General features: G+C 73.2%; 11 protein-coding genes. 2 read left to right on the top strand and 9 right to left on the bottom strand.

Annotated elements, in window-relative coordinates; genetic code table 11:
- The 8 genes from ACRWNP_RS25365 to ACRWNP_RS25400 all read right to left on the bottom strand — a co-directional run.
- On the bottom strand, positions 1-189 hold a 189-nt coding region (locus ACRWNP_RS25365; protein ID WP_431965138.1), incomplete at its 3' end, for a flavodoxin-dependent (E)-4-hydroxy-3-methylbut-2-enyl-diphosphate synthase.
- Positions 190-290: 101 nt separating this feature from the next.
- The gene (locus ACRWNP_RS25370) at positions 291-1,616 is read right to left on the bottom strand and encodes a M50 family metallopeptidase (protein ID WP_431965140.1); all 1,326 of its coding nucleotides are present in this window, start codon (positions 1,614-1,616) and stop codon (positions 291-293) included.
- Positions 1,613-2,881 carry a 1-deoxy-D-xylulose-5-phosphate reductoisomerase gene (gene dxr / locus ACRWNP_RS25375; RefSeq protein ID WP_431965142.1) on the bottom strand — a complete coding sequence of 423 codons (1,269 nt, stop codon included), beginning with the start codon at positions 2,879-2,881 and terminating at the stop codon, positions 1,613-1,615. Before dxr ends, ACRWNP_RS25370 begins: the two co-directional genes overlap by 4 nt.
- Before the next feature lie 89 nt (positions 2,882-2,970).
- Positions 2,971-4,908, bottom strand: a complete 1,938-nt coding sequence (locus tag ACRWNP_RS25380; protein ID WP_431965144.1) for an acyl-CoA dehydrogenase family protein — start codon at positions 4,906-4,908, stop codon at positions 2,971-2,973.
- A 122-nt stretch (positions 4,909-5,030) separates the two neighbouring features.
- Positions 5,031-7,223, bottom strand: a complete 2,193-nt coding sequence (locus ACRWNP_RS25385; protein WP_431965146.1) for a M48 family metalloprotease — start codon at positions 7,221-7,223, stop codon at positions 5,031-5,033.
- Positions 7,224-7,371: 148 nt separating this feature from the next.
- Positions 7,372-8,817: an aldehyde dehydrogenase family protein gene (locus tag ACRWNP_RS25390; RefSeq protein WP_431965148.1), complete on the bottom strand. Its 1,446-nt coding sequence runs from the start codon at positions 8,815-8,817 to the stop codon at positions 7,372-7,374.
- A gap of 90 nt (positions 8,818-8,907) precedes the next feature.
- Positions 8,908-10,443 carry a PucR family transcriptional regulator gene (locus tag ACRWNP_RS25395; RefSeq protein WP_431965150.1) on the bottom strand — a complete coding sequence of 512 codons (1,536 nt, stop codon included), beginning with the start codon at positions 10,441-10,443 and terminating at the stop codon, positions 8,908-8,910.
- Between the two features lie 293 nt (positions 10,444-10,736).
- Positions 10,737-12,956 (bottom strand): ATP-binding protein, encoded by a 2,220-nt coding sequence (locus ACRWNP_RS25400; protein ID WP_431965152.1) that lies wholly within the window; start codon positions 12,954-12,956, stop codon positions 10,737-10,739.
- Positions 12,957-13,243: 287 nt separating this feature from the next.
- On the opposite strand from ACRWNP_RS25400, the gene gabT reads away from it, so the two are divergent.
- A complete protein-coding gene (gene gabT / locus ACRWNP_RS25405; RefSeq protein ID WP_431965154.1) occupies positions 13,244-14,575 on the top strand; it encodes a 4-aminobutyrate--2-oxoglutarate transaminase in 1,332 nt (443 codons plus the stop codon).
- A gap of 346 nt (positions 14,576-14,921) precedes the next feature.
- The gene (locus ACRWNP_RS25410; RefSeq protein ID WP_431965156.1) at positions 14,922-15,560 is read left to right on the top strand and encodes a phosphatase PAP2 family protein; all 639 of its coding nucleotides are present in this window, start codon (positions 14,922-14,924) and stop codon (positions 15,558-15,560) included.
- Between the two features lie 141 nt (positions 15,561-15,701).
- Here the strand turns inward: ACRWNP_RS25410 and ACRWNP_RS25415 are convergent, their stop codons facing one another.
- Complete coding sequence (locus tag ACRWNP_RS25415; RefSeq protein WP_431965158.1) at positions 15,702-17,207, bottom strand: CoA-acylating methylmalonate-semialdehyde dehydrogenase; 1,506 nt, start codon at positions 17,205-17,207, stop codon at positions 15,702-15,704.
- Positions 17,208-17,275: the final 68 nt, after the last annotated feature.

Genomic DNA, 17,275 nt, shown 5'->3' on the forward strand with positions numbered 1-17,275 from the left:
GGACGCGGTGAGCTCCGCGATCTGCTGCAGTGTGGCGCCGATGTCGGCCGTGACGGTGGTGGTCATGGACTGGACGGAGACCGGGGCGTCGCCGCCGACCGCGACCGATCCGACCTGGATCTGGCGGCTCTTGCGTCGGTCGGCGAGCTTGATCGGAACGGACGGCATCCCGAGCGAAATCGCGGTCATGTGCGTGGCATCCCCAAAGTACGCGGATCGAGGTCCCGGCGGCGTGGGCGGGCTCCGGTGAACGAGACTACGTCACCCCGCCCACGCCTCCGACATCGCGCCTAGGTCAAGCGCACCGGATTGATCAGATCGGCGGCCATGACCAGCGCCGTGAAGCAGATGAAGATCCCCGCGACGACGTAGGCGGCGGGCATCAGCTTCGCCACGTCGAAGGGACCGGGGTCGGCCCGGCGGAGGACCTTGGCGATCCGCCGGCGGACGGACTCCCACAGGGCGCCCGCGATGTGGCCGCCGTCGAGCGGGAGCAGCGGGAGCATGTTGAACAGGAAGAGGGCCAGATTGACCCCCGCGAGCACGTTCACCATCGTGGCGACCTTCTGCGTGGCCGGCAGCGGCAGGGCGAAGATGTCGCCGCCGAGACGCGCCGCGCCGATCATGCCGACCGGGGAGTCGGGCTGCCGCTCGGCGCCGCTGAAGACCGCGTTCCACAGTCCGGGGATCTTGCCGGGGAGCGCCACGAGGGAGCGGGCACCCTCCTCGGCCGTGGTGGCCATATGGTCGATGGACTGCCCGAAGTCGAACTTGACCACGCCCTCCGCGGGCGTGAAGCCGAGGAACCCGGCCTGGACGTACTGGTCCTTGACGATGCCCCCGTGCCCGTCGGTCTTGACGACCGTGTTCGCGATCAGGGTCGCGTGCAGGTCGACGGTTTTGCCGTCGCGCACGACGGTGATCGTGGCGGGGCCGATGGTCTTGCGGATCTCCTGCTGCAGCACCGTCCACTGACTGTCGTCGACCTTCACCCCGTTGAAGGCCACGATCCGGTCGCGCTGCCGCAGCCCGGCCGCCTTGGCGGGAGCGTCCGGGTAGTCCCCGAGGGCACAGGGGTTCTTGGCCTTGAGGGCCTTGGTGTCGGAGGCGGGGACGACGCAGTCCGAGACCGAGCCGACCGTCGTGGTCTGGGTCGGGATGCCGAAGCCCATGAAGAGCGCCAGGAAGAGCCCGAAGGCCAGGATCAGGTTCATGAACGGGCCGGCGAACATGACGATCACGCGCTTCCAGGGTTTGCGCGTGTAGAACATCCGGGTTTCGTCGCCGGGCTTGAGTTCCTCGTACGCCGCCGAGCGGGCGTCCTCGATCATCCCCCGGAAGGGCGAGGTGGAGCGGGCCGCGATCCGGCCGTCGTCGCCGGGCGGGAACATGCCGATCATGCGGATGTAGCCGCCGAGGGGGATCGCCTTGACGCCGTACTCGGTCTCACCCTTGTGGCGGGACCAGATGGTCGGCCCGAAGCCGACCATGTACTGCGGCACCCGGATCTTGAACAGCTTGGCCGTCGAGAGGTGGCCGAGCTCGTGCCAGGCGATGGAGAAGAGGAGACCGACCAAGAAGACGGCGATTCCCAGTCCCCACATGAGTCCCGTCATACGTGTGCAGCCTCCGTCGTCGCCTGTTCCGCAGCCAGTTCCCGGGCGCGGGACCGCGCCCAGTTCTCCGCCTCGAGGACGTCCTCCACGGTGAGGGAGGTTCCCTCGGCGGGAGTGCCGTGCTCCTCGACCACCCGTGCGACGGTGTCCACGATGCCCGTGAAGGGCAGCGTGCCCGCGAGGAACGCGGCCACGCACTCCTCGTTGGCCGCGTTGAACACCGCGGGGGCGGTACCCCCGAGGCTACCGACGCGGCGGGCGAGCGCCACCGCCGGGAACGCCTCGTCGTCGAGCGGGAAGAAGGTCCACGTGGCCGCCTTGGTCCAGTCGCAGCCGGGCGCGGCGTCGGGCACCCGCTCGGGCCAGCCGAGGCCCAGCGAGATCGGCATCCGCATGTCGGGCGGGCTGACCTGGGCCAGCGTGGAGCCGTCCGTGAATTCCACCATCGAGTGGATATACGACTGCGGGTGGACGACGACCTCAATGCGGTCGAAGGGAATGTCGAAGAGCAGGTGGGCCTCGATGACCTCCAGGCCCTTGTTCACCAGGGTGGCCGAGTTGATGGTCACCACCGGGCCCATGTCCCAGGTGGGGTGGGCCAGCGCCTGCTCGGGGGTGACCCCGGCCAGCTCCTCCTTGTCCCGGCCGCGGAAGGGGCCGCCGGAGGCGGTCACGACGAGCTTGCGGACCTCGGCGCGGGAGCCGCCCATGAGGGCCTGGAAGAGCGCGGAGTGCTCGGAGTCGACCGGCACGATCTGGCCCGGCCTGGCCGCGGCCTTCACCAGGGGGCCGCCGACGATCAGCGACTCCTTGTTGGCGAGGATCAGCGTCCGGCCCGCCTCCAGGGCGGCCAGTGTGGGGCGCAGCCCGATCGAGCCGGTGATGCCGTTGAGGACGGAGTGGCACGGACGGCCGGCCAGCTCGGTCGCTGCGTCCGGGCCGACCAGGATCTCCGGCAGGGGCTCGGTGCCGTAGCGCTCTGTGAGCGCCTGCCGCAGCGGGCCTTCCGCGTTCTCGTCCGCGACGGCGACCGCGAAGACGCCGAGCTGCAGCGCCTGGTCGGCGAGGAGCTCCACCCGGCCGCCGGCGGCGGACAGGGCCACCACCCGGAAGCGGTCGGGGTTGCGCAGGACGACGTCGATGGCCTGGGTGCCGATCGATCCGGTCGAACCCAGGATCACGATGTCGCGGGGGCCTTCGTGGGCGGCGGTGGCCGCGTCCGGTCCGGGCAGCCGCAGGTGCGGGTCGGCGAGAGAGTCCGTCATCCCCCCATTGTGTCCGGTCGCCACGACGGCGACGGCACCGCCTCCGGGGAGGCGGTGCCGTGTGCACGGGGGACGCGGCCCCGGTCCGCTCAGCGGATCGGCCGGTGGACGTTCTCCTTGGCGGAGGCGCCCGGGGTGGTGTCGGCGATCCACGGGCCGTCGCTGGAGGGGTCGACGATGCCGGACTCGAGCCAGGTGTAGGCGCCGCCCAGGACCCCGTCGACGACCTTGCGGTCGATGGCGTCGGTGTTGGTCCACAGGCGCCCGAAGAGCTCCTCGACGCGGATCCGCGAATGGCGGCAGAAGGCGTCGGCGAGCTGGTAGGCCTCGCGTCCGTTCTCGCCCCGGTTGCGGAGCATCTCGGCGCGGACGCAGGCGGCGCTCATGGCGAACAGTTCGGCGCCGATGTCGACGACGCGGCCCAGGAAGCCCTGCTTGGTCTCCATCCGGCCCTGCCAGCGCGACATGGCGTAGAAGGTGGAGCGGGCGAGCTTGCGGGCGCCTCGCTCGACGTAGCGCAGGTGCGCGGCGAGGTCGGGGTGGCCCGCCGGGTGGAAGGCGGCGTACGTGCCGGGGATCTGGCCGGGGCCGGCCACCAGCTTCGGCAGCCATCGGGCGTAGAAGCCGCCGGCCTTCATGCCGGCCCTGGCCTTGTCGCCGAGCGCCTTGTCGGGGTCGATGAGGTCCCCGGCGACCGACAGGTGGGCGTCGACGGCCTCGCGGGCGATCAGCAGGTGCATGATCTCCGTGGAGCCCTCGAAGATCCGGTTGATCCGCAGGTCGCGCAGCAACTGCTCAGCCGGCACGCCCCGTTCGCCGCGGGCGGCGAGGGACTGCGCGGTCTCGAAGCCGCGGCCGCCGCGGATCTGGATCAGTTCGTCGGCCATGGTCCAGCTCATCTCGGACGCGAAGAGCTTGGCCAGCGCGCCCTCGATGCGGATGTCGTTGCGGTCCTCGTCGGCCATCTGGCTGGAGAGCTCCATGACCGCCTCGAGGGCGAAGGTGGTCGCCGCGATGAAGGAGATCTTCGCGCCGACGGACTCGTGCCGGGCGACCGGCCTGCCCCACTGCTCGCGGGCGGCCGACCACTCGCGGGCGATCTTCAGGCACCACTTGCCGGCCGCGACGCAGGAGGCGGGCAGCGACAGGCGCCCGGTGTTGAGGGTGGTGAGGGCGATCTTCAGCCCGGCGCCCTCGGGGCCGACGCGGTTCTCGGCGGGGACGCGCACCTGGTGGAAGCGGGTGACGCCGTTCTCGATGCCGCGCAGCCCCATGAAGGAGTTGCGGTTCTCCACGGTGATGCCCTCGGAGCCGGCCTCGACCACGAAGGCGGTGATGCCGCCCTTGTGGCCCTCGCTCTTCGGTACCCGCGCCATGACGACCAGCAGGTCGGCGACGACGCCGTTGGTGGTCCACAGCTTCACGCCGTCGAGGACGTAGGAGTCCCCGTCGGGGACCGCCGTGGTCGCCAGGCGCGCGGGGTCGGACCCCACGTCGGGCTCGGTGAGCAGGAAGGCCGAGATGTCGGTGCGGGCGCAGCGCGGCAGGAACCGCTCCTTCTGCTCCGGCGTGCCGAACAGCTTCAGCGGCTGGGGCACGCCGATCGACTGGTGCGCGGAGAGCAGCACGCCGATCGCGGGGCTGGCGGAGCCGACGAGGGCCAGCGCCTTGTTGTAGTACACCTGGGTGAGGCCGAGGCCGCCGTACTTGGGGTCGATCTTCATGCCGAGGGCGCCGAGCTCCTTCAGCCCGGTGATGACCTCGTCGGGGATCCTCGCCTCACGCTCGATCAGGGCCCCGTCCACCTTCGTCTCGACGAAGTCGCGCAGCTTGGCCAGGAACTCCTCGCCGCGCTGGACCTGCTCGGTCGATGGTGTGGGGTGGGGATGGATCAGGTCGAGCCGGAAGCGGCCCAGGAACAGTTCCTTGGCGAAGCTCGGCTTTCGCCATTCCTGTTCGCGGGCGGCCTCTGCGACCTGGCGCGCTTCGCGTTCGGAAACGGTGGGGCGGGCGGATGCTGCGGACATGGGGGCGTCACCTCGCGTCGGTTACCGACCGGTGCTACTTGTTCGTTAGTACCCCGGTTCCGGCTTGGTCACCAGCCCTCGCGCACGGGGCGCGGAGGGCCGGTGACCTTTCCGACGGCGGTTCAGGCCGACGCGAGCAGCTTGCGCAGCGGCGCGGTGTCCGGGGCGGGACCGCCCTCGGTGACGGGGTCGGCGAGGGCGTCGACGGCGGCGCCGAACTCCGCCTCGTCGGTGCCGTCGGCCAGCACCAGCCGGACACCCTGATCCCAGGTCAGTTCCCAGTGCGCCGCGCCGGATTCGGCGAGGGCGAGGCCGGCCAGGGCGGCGACGCCGGTATGCAGCGCGCCCTCGGGCAGCCCCTGCGCCAGGGCCGGGAGGCGGCCCTGGTCTGCGGCGTCGAGCAGGGCCGTCACGGTCGGCTCGGTGCCCGCGGCCGACAGCGCGACGCGCAGCGGCGCGGCGTTCTCGGCGAGCAGCAGACGCACCGCCGGATCCGCGAGGGCGCTCCACTCCACTCGGGTGAATGCCTGGCTCTCCGGGCTGAGGGTGGCCGCCTCCAGGGCGATCAGCACCTGGTCCCGGTCGTGCAGCAGCTCCAGGGCCGGGCGGTCCTGCCCGGCGGGCGCCGCGCCCGGCCCGTCGGCGGGCGCCGCCTCGACGAGGCGGACGCGCTCGGCGATCGGGGGATGCGAGTCATACGGGGAGCGCTGCTCGCGCGGCAGCCGGGCGCGCAGCCGGTCCAGCTCCGCGTGGCGGGCGGGGTCGGTCAGGAAGCGACGCAGGCCGCCGTAGACCTCTCCGGCGGGCGGCAGCAGCCGGGCCGGGGCGCCGAAGGCGGCGTACTGCCGCATGTAGTGGTCGAAGGCGGCGTCAAGGACCGGGATCTCGCGCAGCGCGGAGGCGGTGGCGTCGCGCCCGGCGAGCCGTACGGCGGCCTGGTCGGCGGCGAGTTCCTGGGCGCGGCCGACGCTGTGCGAGGCGCGCAGGTAGAACTTGGCGTAGGCCGTGTAGATCGCCGCCATGGCGCGGTAGGTGACGCCGGCGCTTGAGGCGTCGACGTCCTTGGCCTTGCGGCCCTTGGCCAGTGCCTTGGCGGCCCGCTCCTCCTGCTTGACCTGTTCCTTGCCCTGGGCGCGGGCGGCGCGCTCCTCGAAGTGGGCGATGGTGCGCAGCATGCGCTCCTGGCCGCGCAGGGTGATCGCGGACAGCCGTGTGTCGCTGTTGCCGTAGTGGCCGAGCTCATGGGTGAGGACGGCGTGCAGCTGGCGCTCGGTCAGCCCGGCGAGCAGGGGCACGCCGATGTACATGCGGCGGCGCCCGCCGATCAGGCCGAGGAGGCGGGACTTCTCGGACACGGCGGCGTTGACCTCGCCGACGAGGACGATCTCGTCCGGCGCCCGGGTGCCGTAGCGGGCGGCGAGGTCGCGGACGGCCGCCCACAGCTCGGGCTGCTGCTGCTCGGTGACGGGGACCCCCGAGGAACCGCCGTCCTCGGGACGCCGCAGCATGAACATGCCGCGGACGATGGGGACGGCCAGGACGGCGCTGACGACGACGACCTTGCCGGTGAGTGCGCCCGAGCCCCACGAGGCGACCAGGACGTCGATTCCCGCCAGCACCGCGAGCAGCACCACGCCCAGCAGGTAGAAGCCGGCGAGCAGCATCAGGGCACGCACGGCGCGCGCCGTCGAGCTGCTGGCCGCGGCCGGCCCGGCGCCTTCCGGCGGCGCGGCCTCGACGCGTACCGAGCCGTCCGGGACGCCCGCGTCCGCGACGCCGTCCGGGGAGGCGAGCGAGGAGGCGCCGACCGTCTCGGCCGGGACCCCGAGTGCCGCGCACACCCGGCGCAGCAGCTCCTCCGTGTCCGGCTTGGCCTCGCCGGGGCGCGGGTCGTTGCGGACCTCCGCGAGGGCAGCGGCCGCCTCGGGGCGCCCGAACCACTGCGCGCAGCGGGCGGCCTGGGCGTCCCACTGAGCGCGGTGCTCCGCGTATTCCTGGGGGTCGGTGGGCGGCTCCCAGTCCGCGGCCCACACCATGCTCTGGCTGCCCTCGCCGTCCGGGCGCACGAACACCGCGTACGCGACCTGCGGCGTCGCCACCAGCACCAGGGCCGGTACGTCCAGCCGCCGTGCCAGCTCGCGCCCCGCCGGCACCACGTCAGCGATACCGATGCCCTCGCCCTCGGTCACCGGCGCGTCGAACAGCACTCCGGTGCCGCCGCCGCCCCCGGCCACCCAGCCGCCGACCGGTCCCCCAGCCACGGCCTCCGCGGTCGCCCCGGCCTCCGCCGCGCAGATCACCGCATACGTTGCCACCTTGTGTTTCCCCTCCCTGGCGCCTCTCTGGCGCCGTCCATGACAGCGTCACTTTACGTGCTCATGCCGACAGCGCGCACAGCGCGGCCGGGGCGCACCGCACATGCGCCCCGGCCGCTGGAAGGGGTGGCTTCTCCTGCCCTGGGGACTACAGGGCGAGACCGGTCAGGACCAGGACCCGCTCGTAGGTGTAGTCCTCCATGGCGTACTTGACGCCCTCGCGGCCCACGCCGGAGTCCTTGACGCCGCCGTAGGGCATCTGGTCCGCGCGATAGGAGGGGGCGTCGCCGATAACGACACCGCCGACCTCCAGCTCGCGGTGGGCACGGAAGGCGGTCTGCAGGTCGTGGGTGAACACACCGCACTGCAGGCCGAACCGGGAGTCGTTGACGAGCGCGAAGGCCTCGTCGGTGCCGTCCACCCTGTGCAGGGACAGCACCGGCCCGAAGGCCTCCTCGGTGGACAGGACCGCGTCCGCGGGGAGCTCGGCCAGCACGGTCGGCTCGTAGGCGGCGCCCTCGCGCTTGCCGCCGGTCAGCAGCTTGGCGCCCTTGGCGAGGGCGTCCTCGACCCAGGACTCGACACGCACGGCGGCGTTCTCGTCGACGAGCGGGCCGACGTCGGTCGCGTCGTCCGAGGGGTCGCCGGTCACCTGTCCCCGGACCTTGGCGACGACCTTCTCCACCAGCCGGTCGTACACGGAGGCGTCGGCGACGACCCGCTGCACCGAGATGCAGGACTGGCCGCCCTGGTAGTTGGCGAAGGTGGCGATGCGGCCCGCCGCCCACTCCAGGTCCTCCTCGGAGGACCAGTCGGCCAGCACGACGGCGGCGGCGTTGCCGCCCAGCTCCAAGGTGGTGTGCTTGCGCGGTACCGAGTCCATGATCTGGTAGCCGACCCGGTCGGAGCCGGTGAAGGAGATGACCGGCAGCCGCTCGTCCTGCACCAGGGCGGACATGTGGTCGTTCGGGACGGTCAGGACGCTCCACGAGCCGGCCGGCAGGTCGGTCTCGGCAAGGATCTCGCCGAGGACGAGCGCGGACAGCGGGGTCGCCGGGGCCGGCTTGAGGATGATCGGCGTGCCCACCGCGATCGCCGGGGCCACCTTGTGGGCCACCAGGTTCAGCGGGAAGTTGAACGGCGCGATGCCGAGCACGCTTCCGCGCGGGAAGCGCCGGGTCAGCGCGAGACGGCCCACGCCGCCCGCGTCGGTGTCCAGGCGCTGGGCGTCACCGCTGTTGAAGCGGCGCGCCTCCTCCGCCGCCCAGCGGAAGACGGACACGGCACGGCCGACCTCGCCGCGGGCCCACTTGACGGGCTTGCCGTTCTCCGCGGTGATCAGCCGGGCGATCTCCTCGGCCCGCTCGGCCAGCCGCTTCGACACATGGTCCAGGGCCGCGGCCCGCACGTGGGCGGGGGTCGCGGCGAACTCCGCCTCGACGGCCTCGGCGGCGGCGACGGCCTCCTCCACCTGGGCGGCGGTCGGCACGCCGACGGAGGCCACGACGCTGCCGTCGTACGGGTTCACGACATCGAAGGTGTCCTCGCCGGTGACGGGGCGGCCGGCGAGCCAGAACGCGGTGGGGGTGCTCATGCGGACCACGGTAGGGCGGACGGCACCCGGTCGGTCTTGTCCAGTGCGTCCTGCGGGCGTCGCCCGATGCGACGTTTTGGCAGGCCACATTCAGCCGCAGGACTTGAGGGCCAGCCACAGCTCCATGCGCACGTCGGGGTCGTCCAGCGAGCGCCCGAGGATCTCCTCCACCCGCCGCATCCGGTAGCGCAGCGTGTGCCGGTGCACCCCGAGGTCCGCCGCGGCGGCGTCCCACTGCCCGTGCCGGGACAGCCACGCCCGCAGCGAGGCGACCAGATCGCCGCGGGCGGTGGCGTCGTGCTCCCGCAACGGCCGCAACAGGCCGTCGGAGAAGGCGCGTACGGCGTCGTCGCTCAGCAGCGGCAGCACCGAGCCGGCACCGACCTCGTCGTGCTCGACGAGGCTGCGGCCACGCCGCCGGGCGACCGCCAGCGCGCGCTCGGCCTGCTCGTGCGCGCCCGGAACACCCGCGGCGGCCACCGCGGCTGACAGCCCGGCCACCAGGTCGTCGCTCCCGTCGACCGCCGCCACGCAGGCCGGCATCACGTCGCCGTTCGCGGCCGCGAGCACCGTAAGCCGGTCCTCGTCCCGCACCGCCAGCACGGGCTCCGCGGCACGCATCCCGGCCGCCTCCACCCGTTCGGCCAGCAGCCCCACCGCGTCCCCGGCGGCCTGCGCGCGCTCCGCGACCAGCACGCGCACGTGGGCGTCGAACAGCCCGCCGTACAGCCGGCCTGCCACGGTGCGCGCGTGCTCGGGCTCGCCGACCAGCAGCATCCGCAGTAGCGCGGCACCCAGGCGCTGCTGCGTGTCCTGCAGCGCGCGGGACTGCTCCAGGGACAGCGTCAGCAGCGCGACGGCGGCGTGCACGAGGTACCGGGCGGAGGTGTCCGGCCGCTCCTCCGTGCCGACGGCGAGGAAGCCGCGCGGGCGCCGGCCGGTGCCCAGCGACTGCAGCTCGACGCGGTCCTCCGTGCCGGCCGGTCCTGCGACCGCTGCGCTGGCCGGGGCGGGCCTGCCGCGCAGCCGCTCCACCTCGCCGGCGAGCCGCGCCGCCCGCCGCCCCGCCCACTCCGGCGCCGCGGCCACCACCGCGCCCGACGCGTCGTACAGCGCCGCCCAGCCGTTCAGATGCGCCGCCAGCCGGGACAGCAGTGCCGCCGTCCCGTCCGGCGCGAGCGCCGCCCGCGTCAGCTCCCGTTGCGCCTCGAACCCGGCGGTCACCGCCTTGTACCGGTCGGCGGCGATCTCCGCGGAGACGGCCTTGCTGATCGCGATGAACGGGGTCTTGTGCGGCACCTCCAGCAACGGCAGCCGGTGCGCGGCCGCCGCGTCCACGAGCGCCTGCGGCACGGCGTCGTGGCTCACCCCCACGCCGAACCCGAGACCCACGACGCCGGCCTCGGCCAGGCGGGCCACGTACTGGCCGAGGGCCTCGGGCGAGCCGACGTCCAGCTTGAGGCCCGTGGTCAGCAAGAGCTCGCCGCCCTCCAGGTACGGCGCCGGGTCGTCCAGCTCGCTGGTGTGTACCCAGCGCACGGCGGCCTCCCCCAGGCGGTCGCCTCCGGCGAGGACGACCAGCTTCAGTGCGGGGTTCCGCAGCAACGAGGCGAGCGTGGGGGGCACGGGCTTTTTCTCCAACTCGGAGTGCGTTCACTTCCGATTCTGCCTCACCGTATACCTGCGGTGCGGCGCGTCTGGAGTGTGCGCGTGCGTCGTGGTTGCTGTTGTGGTTTCTCCCCCCCCCTCGCCCGCCCGATTGCCCGGCGCGGTCAGCGACCACCTCGCTGCGTGCGTTGTGGGGCACATGGTGCAGGCCCGCACCAATCGCGCCGGATGGGGGTCGCCCGGCCTTCGGCGGGGGAGGGCGGGCGGGGGGAACCGCCCGCCGCTGGCGCAACGCACCCGCACACGCGGGATCAGGCGCGCAGATCGACCAGCACCGGCGGCGCCGGCTCCCCGTCCACCGACGTCAGCGACACGACCGCGTGCCCCGCAGGGACCGCGTGCGCGAGGTCGGACGCGGACCACCGCTCGCGCTCGACCCGCCGCACGGTGACCGACTCCGCCGTGACCGCCTTCCCCGTCACCAGGCGCCGCACCGTGTGCAACACGCGCGTGAGCGGCTCGTCCGCGATGATCTGGCGGTTCGTGACGTCGTGGACGTCCACCCACTCCTTGCCCCAGACCTCCGCGAACCGCGCGCCGTCCCAGGCGGTGACCCCGGCGAGGGCCGCCCGGCAGCCGACGGCGCCGAGCAGGGCGCCGCGCAGGGCCTCCGGGACGTCGTCGAGCGTCCGCAGGGTGAGCACCGCGCCCGCGTTGGCGGAGCGCATGCGCTGCAGGCCGCGCACGGATTCCGCGGTCACCGTGTGGGAGGCGTCGTCCAGGACGAGGCAGGCGAACAGCGAGCGGTCCTGCCGGGCCGCGGCGCACTCGGCGAACTGGGCGAGGACGAGCCGCGCCAGCATCCGGGAGACCTCGGCGTGGCCCCGCTCCGGGAGGTCGATGCGGACCCGCAGCGGGTGCTCCAGGCCCCGCAGCGAGAAGGGGTGGCTGCCCCCCGTGGTGTCGAAGAACCCGGCGAACGCGGGCCGGTCGAGCAACGCGATGCGGTCGGCCAGGAGGGGGCCCGCGTCGCCGGCGCGGGCGGACTGCCGCTCCCGTGCGTCGAGCTCGCGCAGCTGCCCCTGGGCGGCGCCGCCGCGGCCCTGCAGGGCGGAACGGAGCGCGGCCAGCGCCGAGGGCGTGCCGTCGAGGAGTTCGCGCAGCTCGGGGACGGAGGGGAAGCGGTCGTGGGCGGCCTGGAAGGGCCCGAGGAGCTGGGCGAGGGCGGTGGCGGCGCGGCGGCTGTCGTTGCCGGGGAGTGCCGCGGCGAGGTCGCCGACGAGGGCCTCGGCGAGGAAACCTGCGGCCTCGTCGGGGTCCGCGGTGCCGCCGTACAGGTCGAGGTCGTAGGCGGAGTCGGGGTGGCCGATCTTGACGACGACGTCGAAGGACTCGTCCGGCGCGAGCCGTGCCCCCTCGGTGCCGACCACGACGACGGCCGCCCGCCCGGCGAGGGCCTGCAGGCACATGAGTTCCAGCGCGGGCCGCACCACGCGCACCGTCTTGCCGGAGCCGGGCGGCCCGACGGCCAGCAGGGACGTGCCGAGCACGGAGAGGTCCAGGGCGTAGCCGGCGCCGCGGTGGGAGCGGGGGTTGCGCTCGTCCTCGGGGGCGGCGCCGATGCGGACCTGGCCGGCGAGCAGGTCGTGCCGGGCAGTGCGGGTCGGCAGGTCGCGGGCGCCGGAGGGGTGGGCGCAGGCGGCGGCCCCGTACCGCAGGACGGTGTCGGTGAAGGCGGTCAGCCGGCCGGGCTCGGAGCGCACCGACTGCCAAGCGCGGGAGAGGCGGGCGAAGTCGACGTCGTTCATCAGCCCGGAGCGCGCGTCCTCGGCGAGCCGCTCCGCGGCGTCGGCGGCGCCGCCCTGGCGGAGCGCGGGGAAGGCCGCCGGGTCCTGGGCGGGGTCGGCCGGTTCGCTGCCGGTGGCCGTGCGCTCCTGCTCGCGGGACCGCTGGAGCGGGGCGGTGATGTAGCGGCGCCACAGTTCGGCCCAGCGTCCGATGCGGGCGAAGAAGACCAGGAGCGCGCCGCCGATGAGCGCGTAGTAGAGGTACGAGGCCCACAGGTAGGCGGTCTGGTTGCCGTCGGCCTGCCGCCAGGAGTCGGGGGTCAGGGCGAGCAGCGGCCACAGCCAGTAGCTGCCGAGGTAGCCGTTCCACAGCAGGGACCACAGCAGCCAGCCGCCGAGGAAGGAGATCAGGGCGCCGGCCACGAGCTGGCGGCCCGGCACGGCGTCCGGGTCGGCGGCGGGGCGGGGACGGTGCCCGAGGCGCCACACACCGGGGGCGGCGGCCGGGCGCGGGGCGCGCAGCCAGGCGAGGAAACCGGACCCGTCCGAGGTGGCGGTCGCCGCGGACTCCGCCGGGGCGTGCCACGAGCCGGCGCCGGGGCGGGTACCCGGCTGGGGCGGCGGTCCGGGGGGCAGCGGGGGCGTGGCCGGGACGGCCCTGGGTGCGCGGCCGGGGCCGGCGGGGCCCGGCCGGGCGCCGGGCACGGGCGGCGGTCCGGCGTGCGCGGGCGGGGTGCCCGGCATCGGCCGGGCACCGGGTACCGGCGGCGTGCCCGGTTGCGGGCCGGGGCCTCCGGGCGGAGGCGCCGCGGGCTTCTCGTGCGTACCGTCGCGTTCCATCGCGTGTGCCACCCCTCGCAGGTCCGCACTCAATGTAGTCGAGCGGCCACCGCAGTCTGAAGGATCTTGGCACGCTCATGTCCGCCACGTCGAAGAGGCGTTCCGCAGTGCGCCCTATCGGAGTGTGCGGGGCTCCGCCGTACGGGCTTAGCCTGCGAGAAAAGACCACGGTTCGAAGGAGTACGTCCGCCATGACCGATCTGGCCCAGGAGCGCCGACTCGTCACCCCGATCCCCGGCCCCAAGTCGCAGGAGCTGCTGGCGCGCAAGACGGCGGCGGTCGCGAACGGTGTCGGCGTGACCCTGCCCGTCTTCGTCACCCGCGCCGGCGGCGGCGTGCTGGAGGACGTGGACGGCAACTCCCTGATCGACTTCGGCTCCGGCATCGCGGTGACCTCGGTCGGCAACAGCGCCGAGGCGGTCGTACGCCGTGCGTCGGCACAGCTGGCCGACTTCACCCACACCTGTTTCATGGTGACGCCGTACGAGGGTTACGTGGAGGTCGCCGAGGCCCTCAACGAGCTGACCCCGGGCGACCACGAGAAGCGCACCGCGCTGTTCAACTCCGGTGCCGAGGCAGTCGAGAACGCGGTGAAGATCGCCCGCGCGTACACCAAGCGGCAGGCCGTCGTCGTCTTCGACCACGGGTACCACGGCCGCACCAACCTCACGATGGCGCTGACGGCGAAGAACATGCCGTACAAGCACTCGTTCGGCCCGTTCGCGCCCGAGGTCTACCGGATGCCGCTGGCCTACCCCTACCGCTGGCTGACCGGCGCGGAGAACTGCGCGCAGGAGGCGGCGGCCCAGGCGATCGACATGATCACCAAGCAGGTCGGGCCCGAGAACGTGGCCGCGATCGTGATCGAGCCGATCCAGGGCGAGGGCGGCTTCATCGAGCCCGCCAAGGGCTTCCTGCCGAAGCTGGTGGAGTTCGCCCGGGCGAACGGCATCGTCTTCGTCGCGGACGAGATCCAGACCGGCTTCTGCCGCACCGGCCAGTGGTTCGCCTGCGAGGACGAGGGCATCGTCCCGGACCTGATCACCACCGCCAAGGGCATCGCGGGCGGTCTGCCGCTGGCCGCGGTGACCGGCCGCGCCGAGATCATGGACGCCGCGCACTCCGGCGGTCTGGGCGGCACCTACGGCGGCAACCCGGTGGCGTGCGCCGGTGCGCTCGGCGCCATCGAGACGATGAAGGAGCAGGATCTCAACGCCAAGGCGCGCCGCATCGGCGAGATCATGCTCGGCCGGCTGCGCGGCATGCAGGAGAAGTTCGAGATCATCGGCGATGTCCGCGGCCGCGGCGCCATGATCGCGATCGAGCTGGTGGAGCCGGGCGGCAAGACCCCCAACGCCGCGGCGACCGCCGCCGTGGCCAAGGCCTGCCACGCCGAGGGCCTGGTGGTCCTGACCTGTGGCACATACGGCAACGTGCTGCGCTTCCTGCCGCCGCTGGTCATCGGGGAGGACCTGCTGAACGAGGGTCTGGACATCATCGAGGGCGCGTTCGCCCGGCTGTGACCAGGCGCTTCGCCCGTGACCGAGCGTGCACGACACACAGCGTGAAGAAGGTGTGCGGGCCTGATGGCGGGAGGGTGCAACCCCTGCCCGGCGGGCCCCCGGTGACGTACGGTTTCCGCAGATGGATGAAACACCCCGTCTGCGGAAGTCCGCGGGCGACACTTTGCCGGTGACTCCCCATCATCGGCACAGCAGTGCCCTCGCGCACAGCGCCGAAGCCGAAGGCTCCGGCAATCCTCGCCGATCGGTCGGCCGCTTGCCCCAAACCCCCCGGGGCGGGCGGTACGGCGATCGTTCTGGCCGCCCCGGAACTCTCCCCCCTGTTCCGGGGCGGCCAACTTCTCTGGTGGCCGTGGTGTGCACGGCGCTCTTCGGACTGCTGACCTGGCAGGAGGCACTACGAGGGCGCCTGCTGGCCCTCGACGGGCCGGTGCGCGCCACCTTTGCGGGATCCTCCCCCCACCCCGCAGACCGCTCCGCCGTGCCGCAGTTCCTCGCCGACCTGGGCAACTGGCAGGTCGCCGTGCCCGTGCTGCTGCTGACGATGGTCTGCACCACCTGGCGCGCCCGCCGGTACGGGCTGCCCCGCCCCTGGCTGCCGCCGCTGGCGTACGCGCTCGTGATGGCCGCCGCGCCCCTGCTGGTCGCGCTGGTGAAGCCGCTGATCGGCCGGGCCGGCCCCGGTTCGCTGACCCTCTCCCCCGGCTATCCCGGGCTCTACCCCTCCGGACACACCGCCACGGCGGCCGCCGCCTACGGCGGCGCCGCGCTCCTGCTGCTGCCGTGGCTGGCACGCAGGGCGGCACGGCGGCTGCTGGTCGCGGCCGCCTTGCTGCTCAACGGTGCGGTGGGGGTCGCCCTGGTCCACTGCGGCTACCACTGGCCGCTCGACGTCGTGGGGAGCTGGCTGCTGTGCGGCGCCCTGCTCGCGGGAGCCGCCCTGGCGGTCGGTTGCCGGTCGGGGCGTCATCACCCTGCGCGCTGAGCCGCGCTTCGCCTTGCCCGGGGCGCCCGCCCGTGGTGGTCACTTCCCCTCGCAGGAGAGCAGCAGCATGCGGACCCGGCGCGGACAGACGAGACCCGCTGACCGCATAAGCGCAGGTCAACGGGTTTCGGGGTGGGGGTGTCAGTTGTTGGTCGGGAAACCGAGGTTGATGCCGCCGTGGCTCGGGTCGAGCCACCGCTGGGTGACGGCCTTGCCGCGGGTGAAGAATTGGACGCCGTCCGGGCCGTAGGCGTGGGTGTCGCCGAACAGCGAGGCCTTCCAGCCGCCGAAGGAGTAGTACGCCACCGGCACCGGGATCGGCACGTTGATGCCGACCATGCCGACCTCGACGTCGTGCTGGAAGCGGCGGGCGGCGCCGCCGTCGTTGGTGAAGATGGCCGTGCCGTTGCCGTACGGGTTGGAGTTGATCAGCTCCAGGCCCTCGTCGTACGAGCCCACGCGGACCACGGACAGCACCGGGCCGAAGATCTCGTCGTTGTAGACGGACATGCCGGGCTTGACGTCGTCGAAGAGGGTCGGGCCGAGCCAGAAGCCGTCCTCGGTGTCCTCGCCCGTGACGGCGTGCGTACGGCCGTCCACGGCGAGGGTCGCGCCGTCCGCGAGGCCCGCGTCGAGGTAGGACGTCACCTTGTCGCGGTGGGCGCCGGTGACCAGCGGGCCCATCTCGGAGGCGGCGTTGCAGCCGGGGCCGACCGTGAGGGTGGCCATCCGCTCCTTGATCTTCTCGACCAGCGTGTCGCCGATCGGGTCGACCGCGACCAGCACGGACACGGCCATGCACCGCTCGCCGGCCGCGCCGAACCCGGCGTTGACGGCGGCGTCGGCGGCGAGGTCCAGGTCCGCGTCCGGCAGCACCAGCATGTGGTTCTTGGCGCCGCCCAGGGCCTGGACGCGCTTGCCGTAGCGGGTGCCGGTCTCGTAGACGTAGCGGGCGATCGGGGTGGAGCCGACGAAGGAGACGGACTTGACGTCCGGGTGCTCCAGGAGGCGGTCGACGGCGACCTTGTCGCCGTGCACGACGTTGAAGACGCCGTCCGGCAGGCCGGCCTGCTTCCACAGCCGCGCGAGGAAGTCGGCGGCGGACGGGTCCTTCTCGGAGGGCTTGACGACGACGGTGTTGCCCGCGGCGATGGCGATGGGGAAGAACCACATCGGCACCATCGCCGGGAAGTTGAAGGGCGAGATGATCGCGACCGGGCCGAGCGGCTGGCGGATCGAGTAGACGTCGATGCCGGTCGAGGCCTGCTCGGTGAAACCGCCCTTGATCAGCTGCGGGATGCCGCAGGCGTACTCGACGACCTCCAGGCCGCGGGCGATCTCGCCGAGCGCGTCCGAGTGCACCTTGCCGTGCTCGGAGACGATGATCGCGGCCAGTTCCTCGCGCTTGGCGTTGAGCAGTTCACGGAAGGCGAAGAGCACCGTGGTCCGCTTGGCCACCGAGGCGTGGCGCCACTCCTTGAACGCCGCGGCGGCCGCGCCGACGGCCTGGTCGACCTCGGCGATCGACGCGAAGTCCACCCGCCCGGTCACGGCCCCGGTCGCGGGGTCGTACACGTCCCCGTGCCGCTCCGTGGTGCCGGTCCACGCCTGTCCGGCGATCCAGTGCGTGATGTGCTTGTCGGTCACGGCGGACCTTCCTCTCCTCGTCTCCTGCCAGTGTCGTCAGTGGGCAGGACGGGCTCAAGCACCAAGGT

The organism is Actinacidiphila sp. bgisy160 (genome assembly GCF_965342435.1).
In the GTDB taxonomy this organism is placed as follows: domain Bacteria; phylum Actinomycetota; class Actinomycetes; order Streptomycetales; family Streptomycetaceae; genus Actinacidiphila.

What these genes read in the sequence shown, in the direction of transcription:
- ACRWNP_RS25370 (WP_431965140.1), bottom strand. Translation starts at nt 1,616, where the DNA reads ATGACGGGACTCATGTGGGGACTGGGAATCGCCGTCTTCTTGGTCGGT.
- dxr (WP_431965142.1), bottom strand. Translation starts at nt 2,881, where the DNA reads ATGACGGACTCTCTCGCCGACCCGCACCTGCGGCTGCCCGGACCGGAC.
- ACRWNP_RS25380 (WP_431965144.1), bottom strand. Translation starts at nt 4,908, where the DNA reads ATGTCCGCAGCATCCGCCCGCCCCACCGTTTCCGAACGCGAAGCGCGC.
- ACRWNP_RS25390 (WP_431965148.1), bottom strand. Translation starts at nt 8,817, where the DNA reads ATGAGCACCCCCACCGCGTTCTGGCTCGCCGGCCGCCCCGTCACCGGC.
- ACRWNP_RS25400 (WP_431965152.1), bottom strand. Translation starts at nt 12,956, where the DNA reads ATGCCGGGCACCCCGCCCGCGCACGCCGGACCGCCGCCCGTGCCCGGC.
- gabT (WP_431965154.1), top strand. Translation starts at nt 13,244, where the DNA reads ATGACCGATCTGGCCCAGGAGCGCCGACTCGTCACCCCGATCCCCGGC.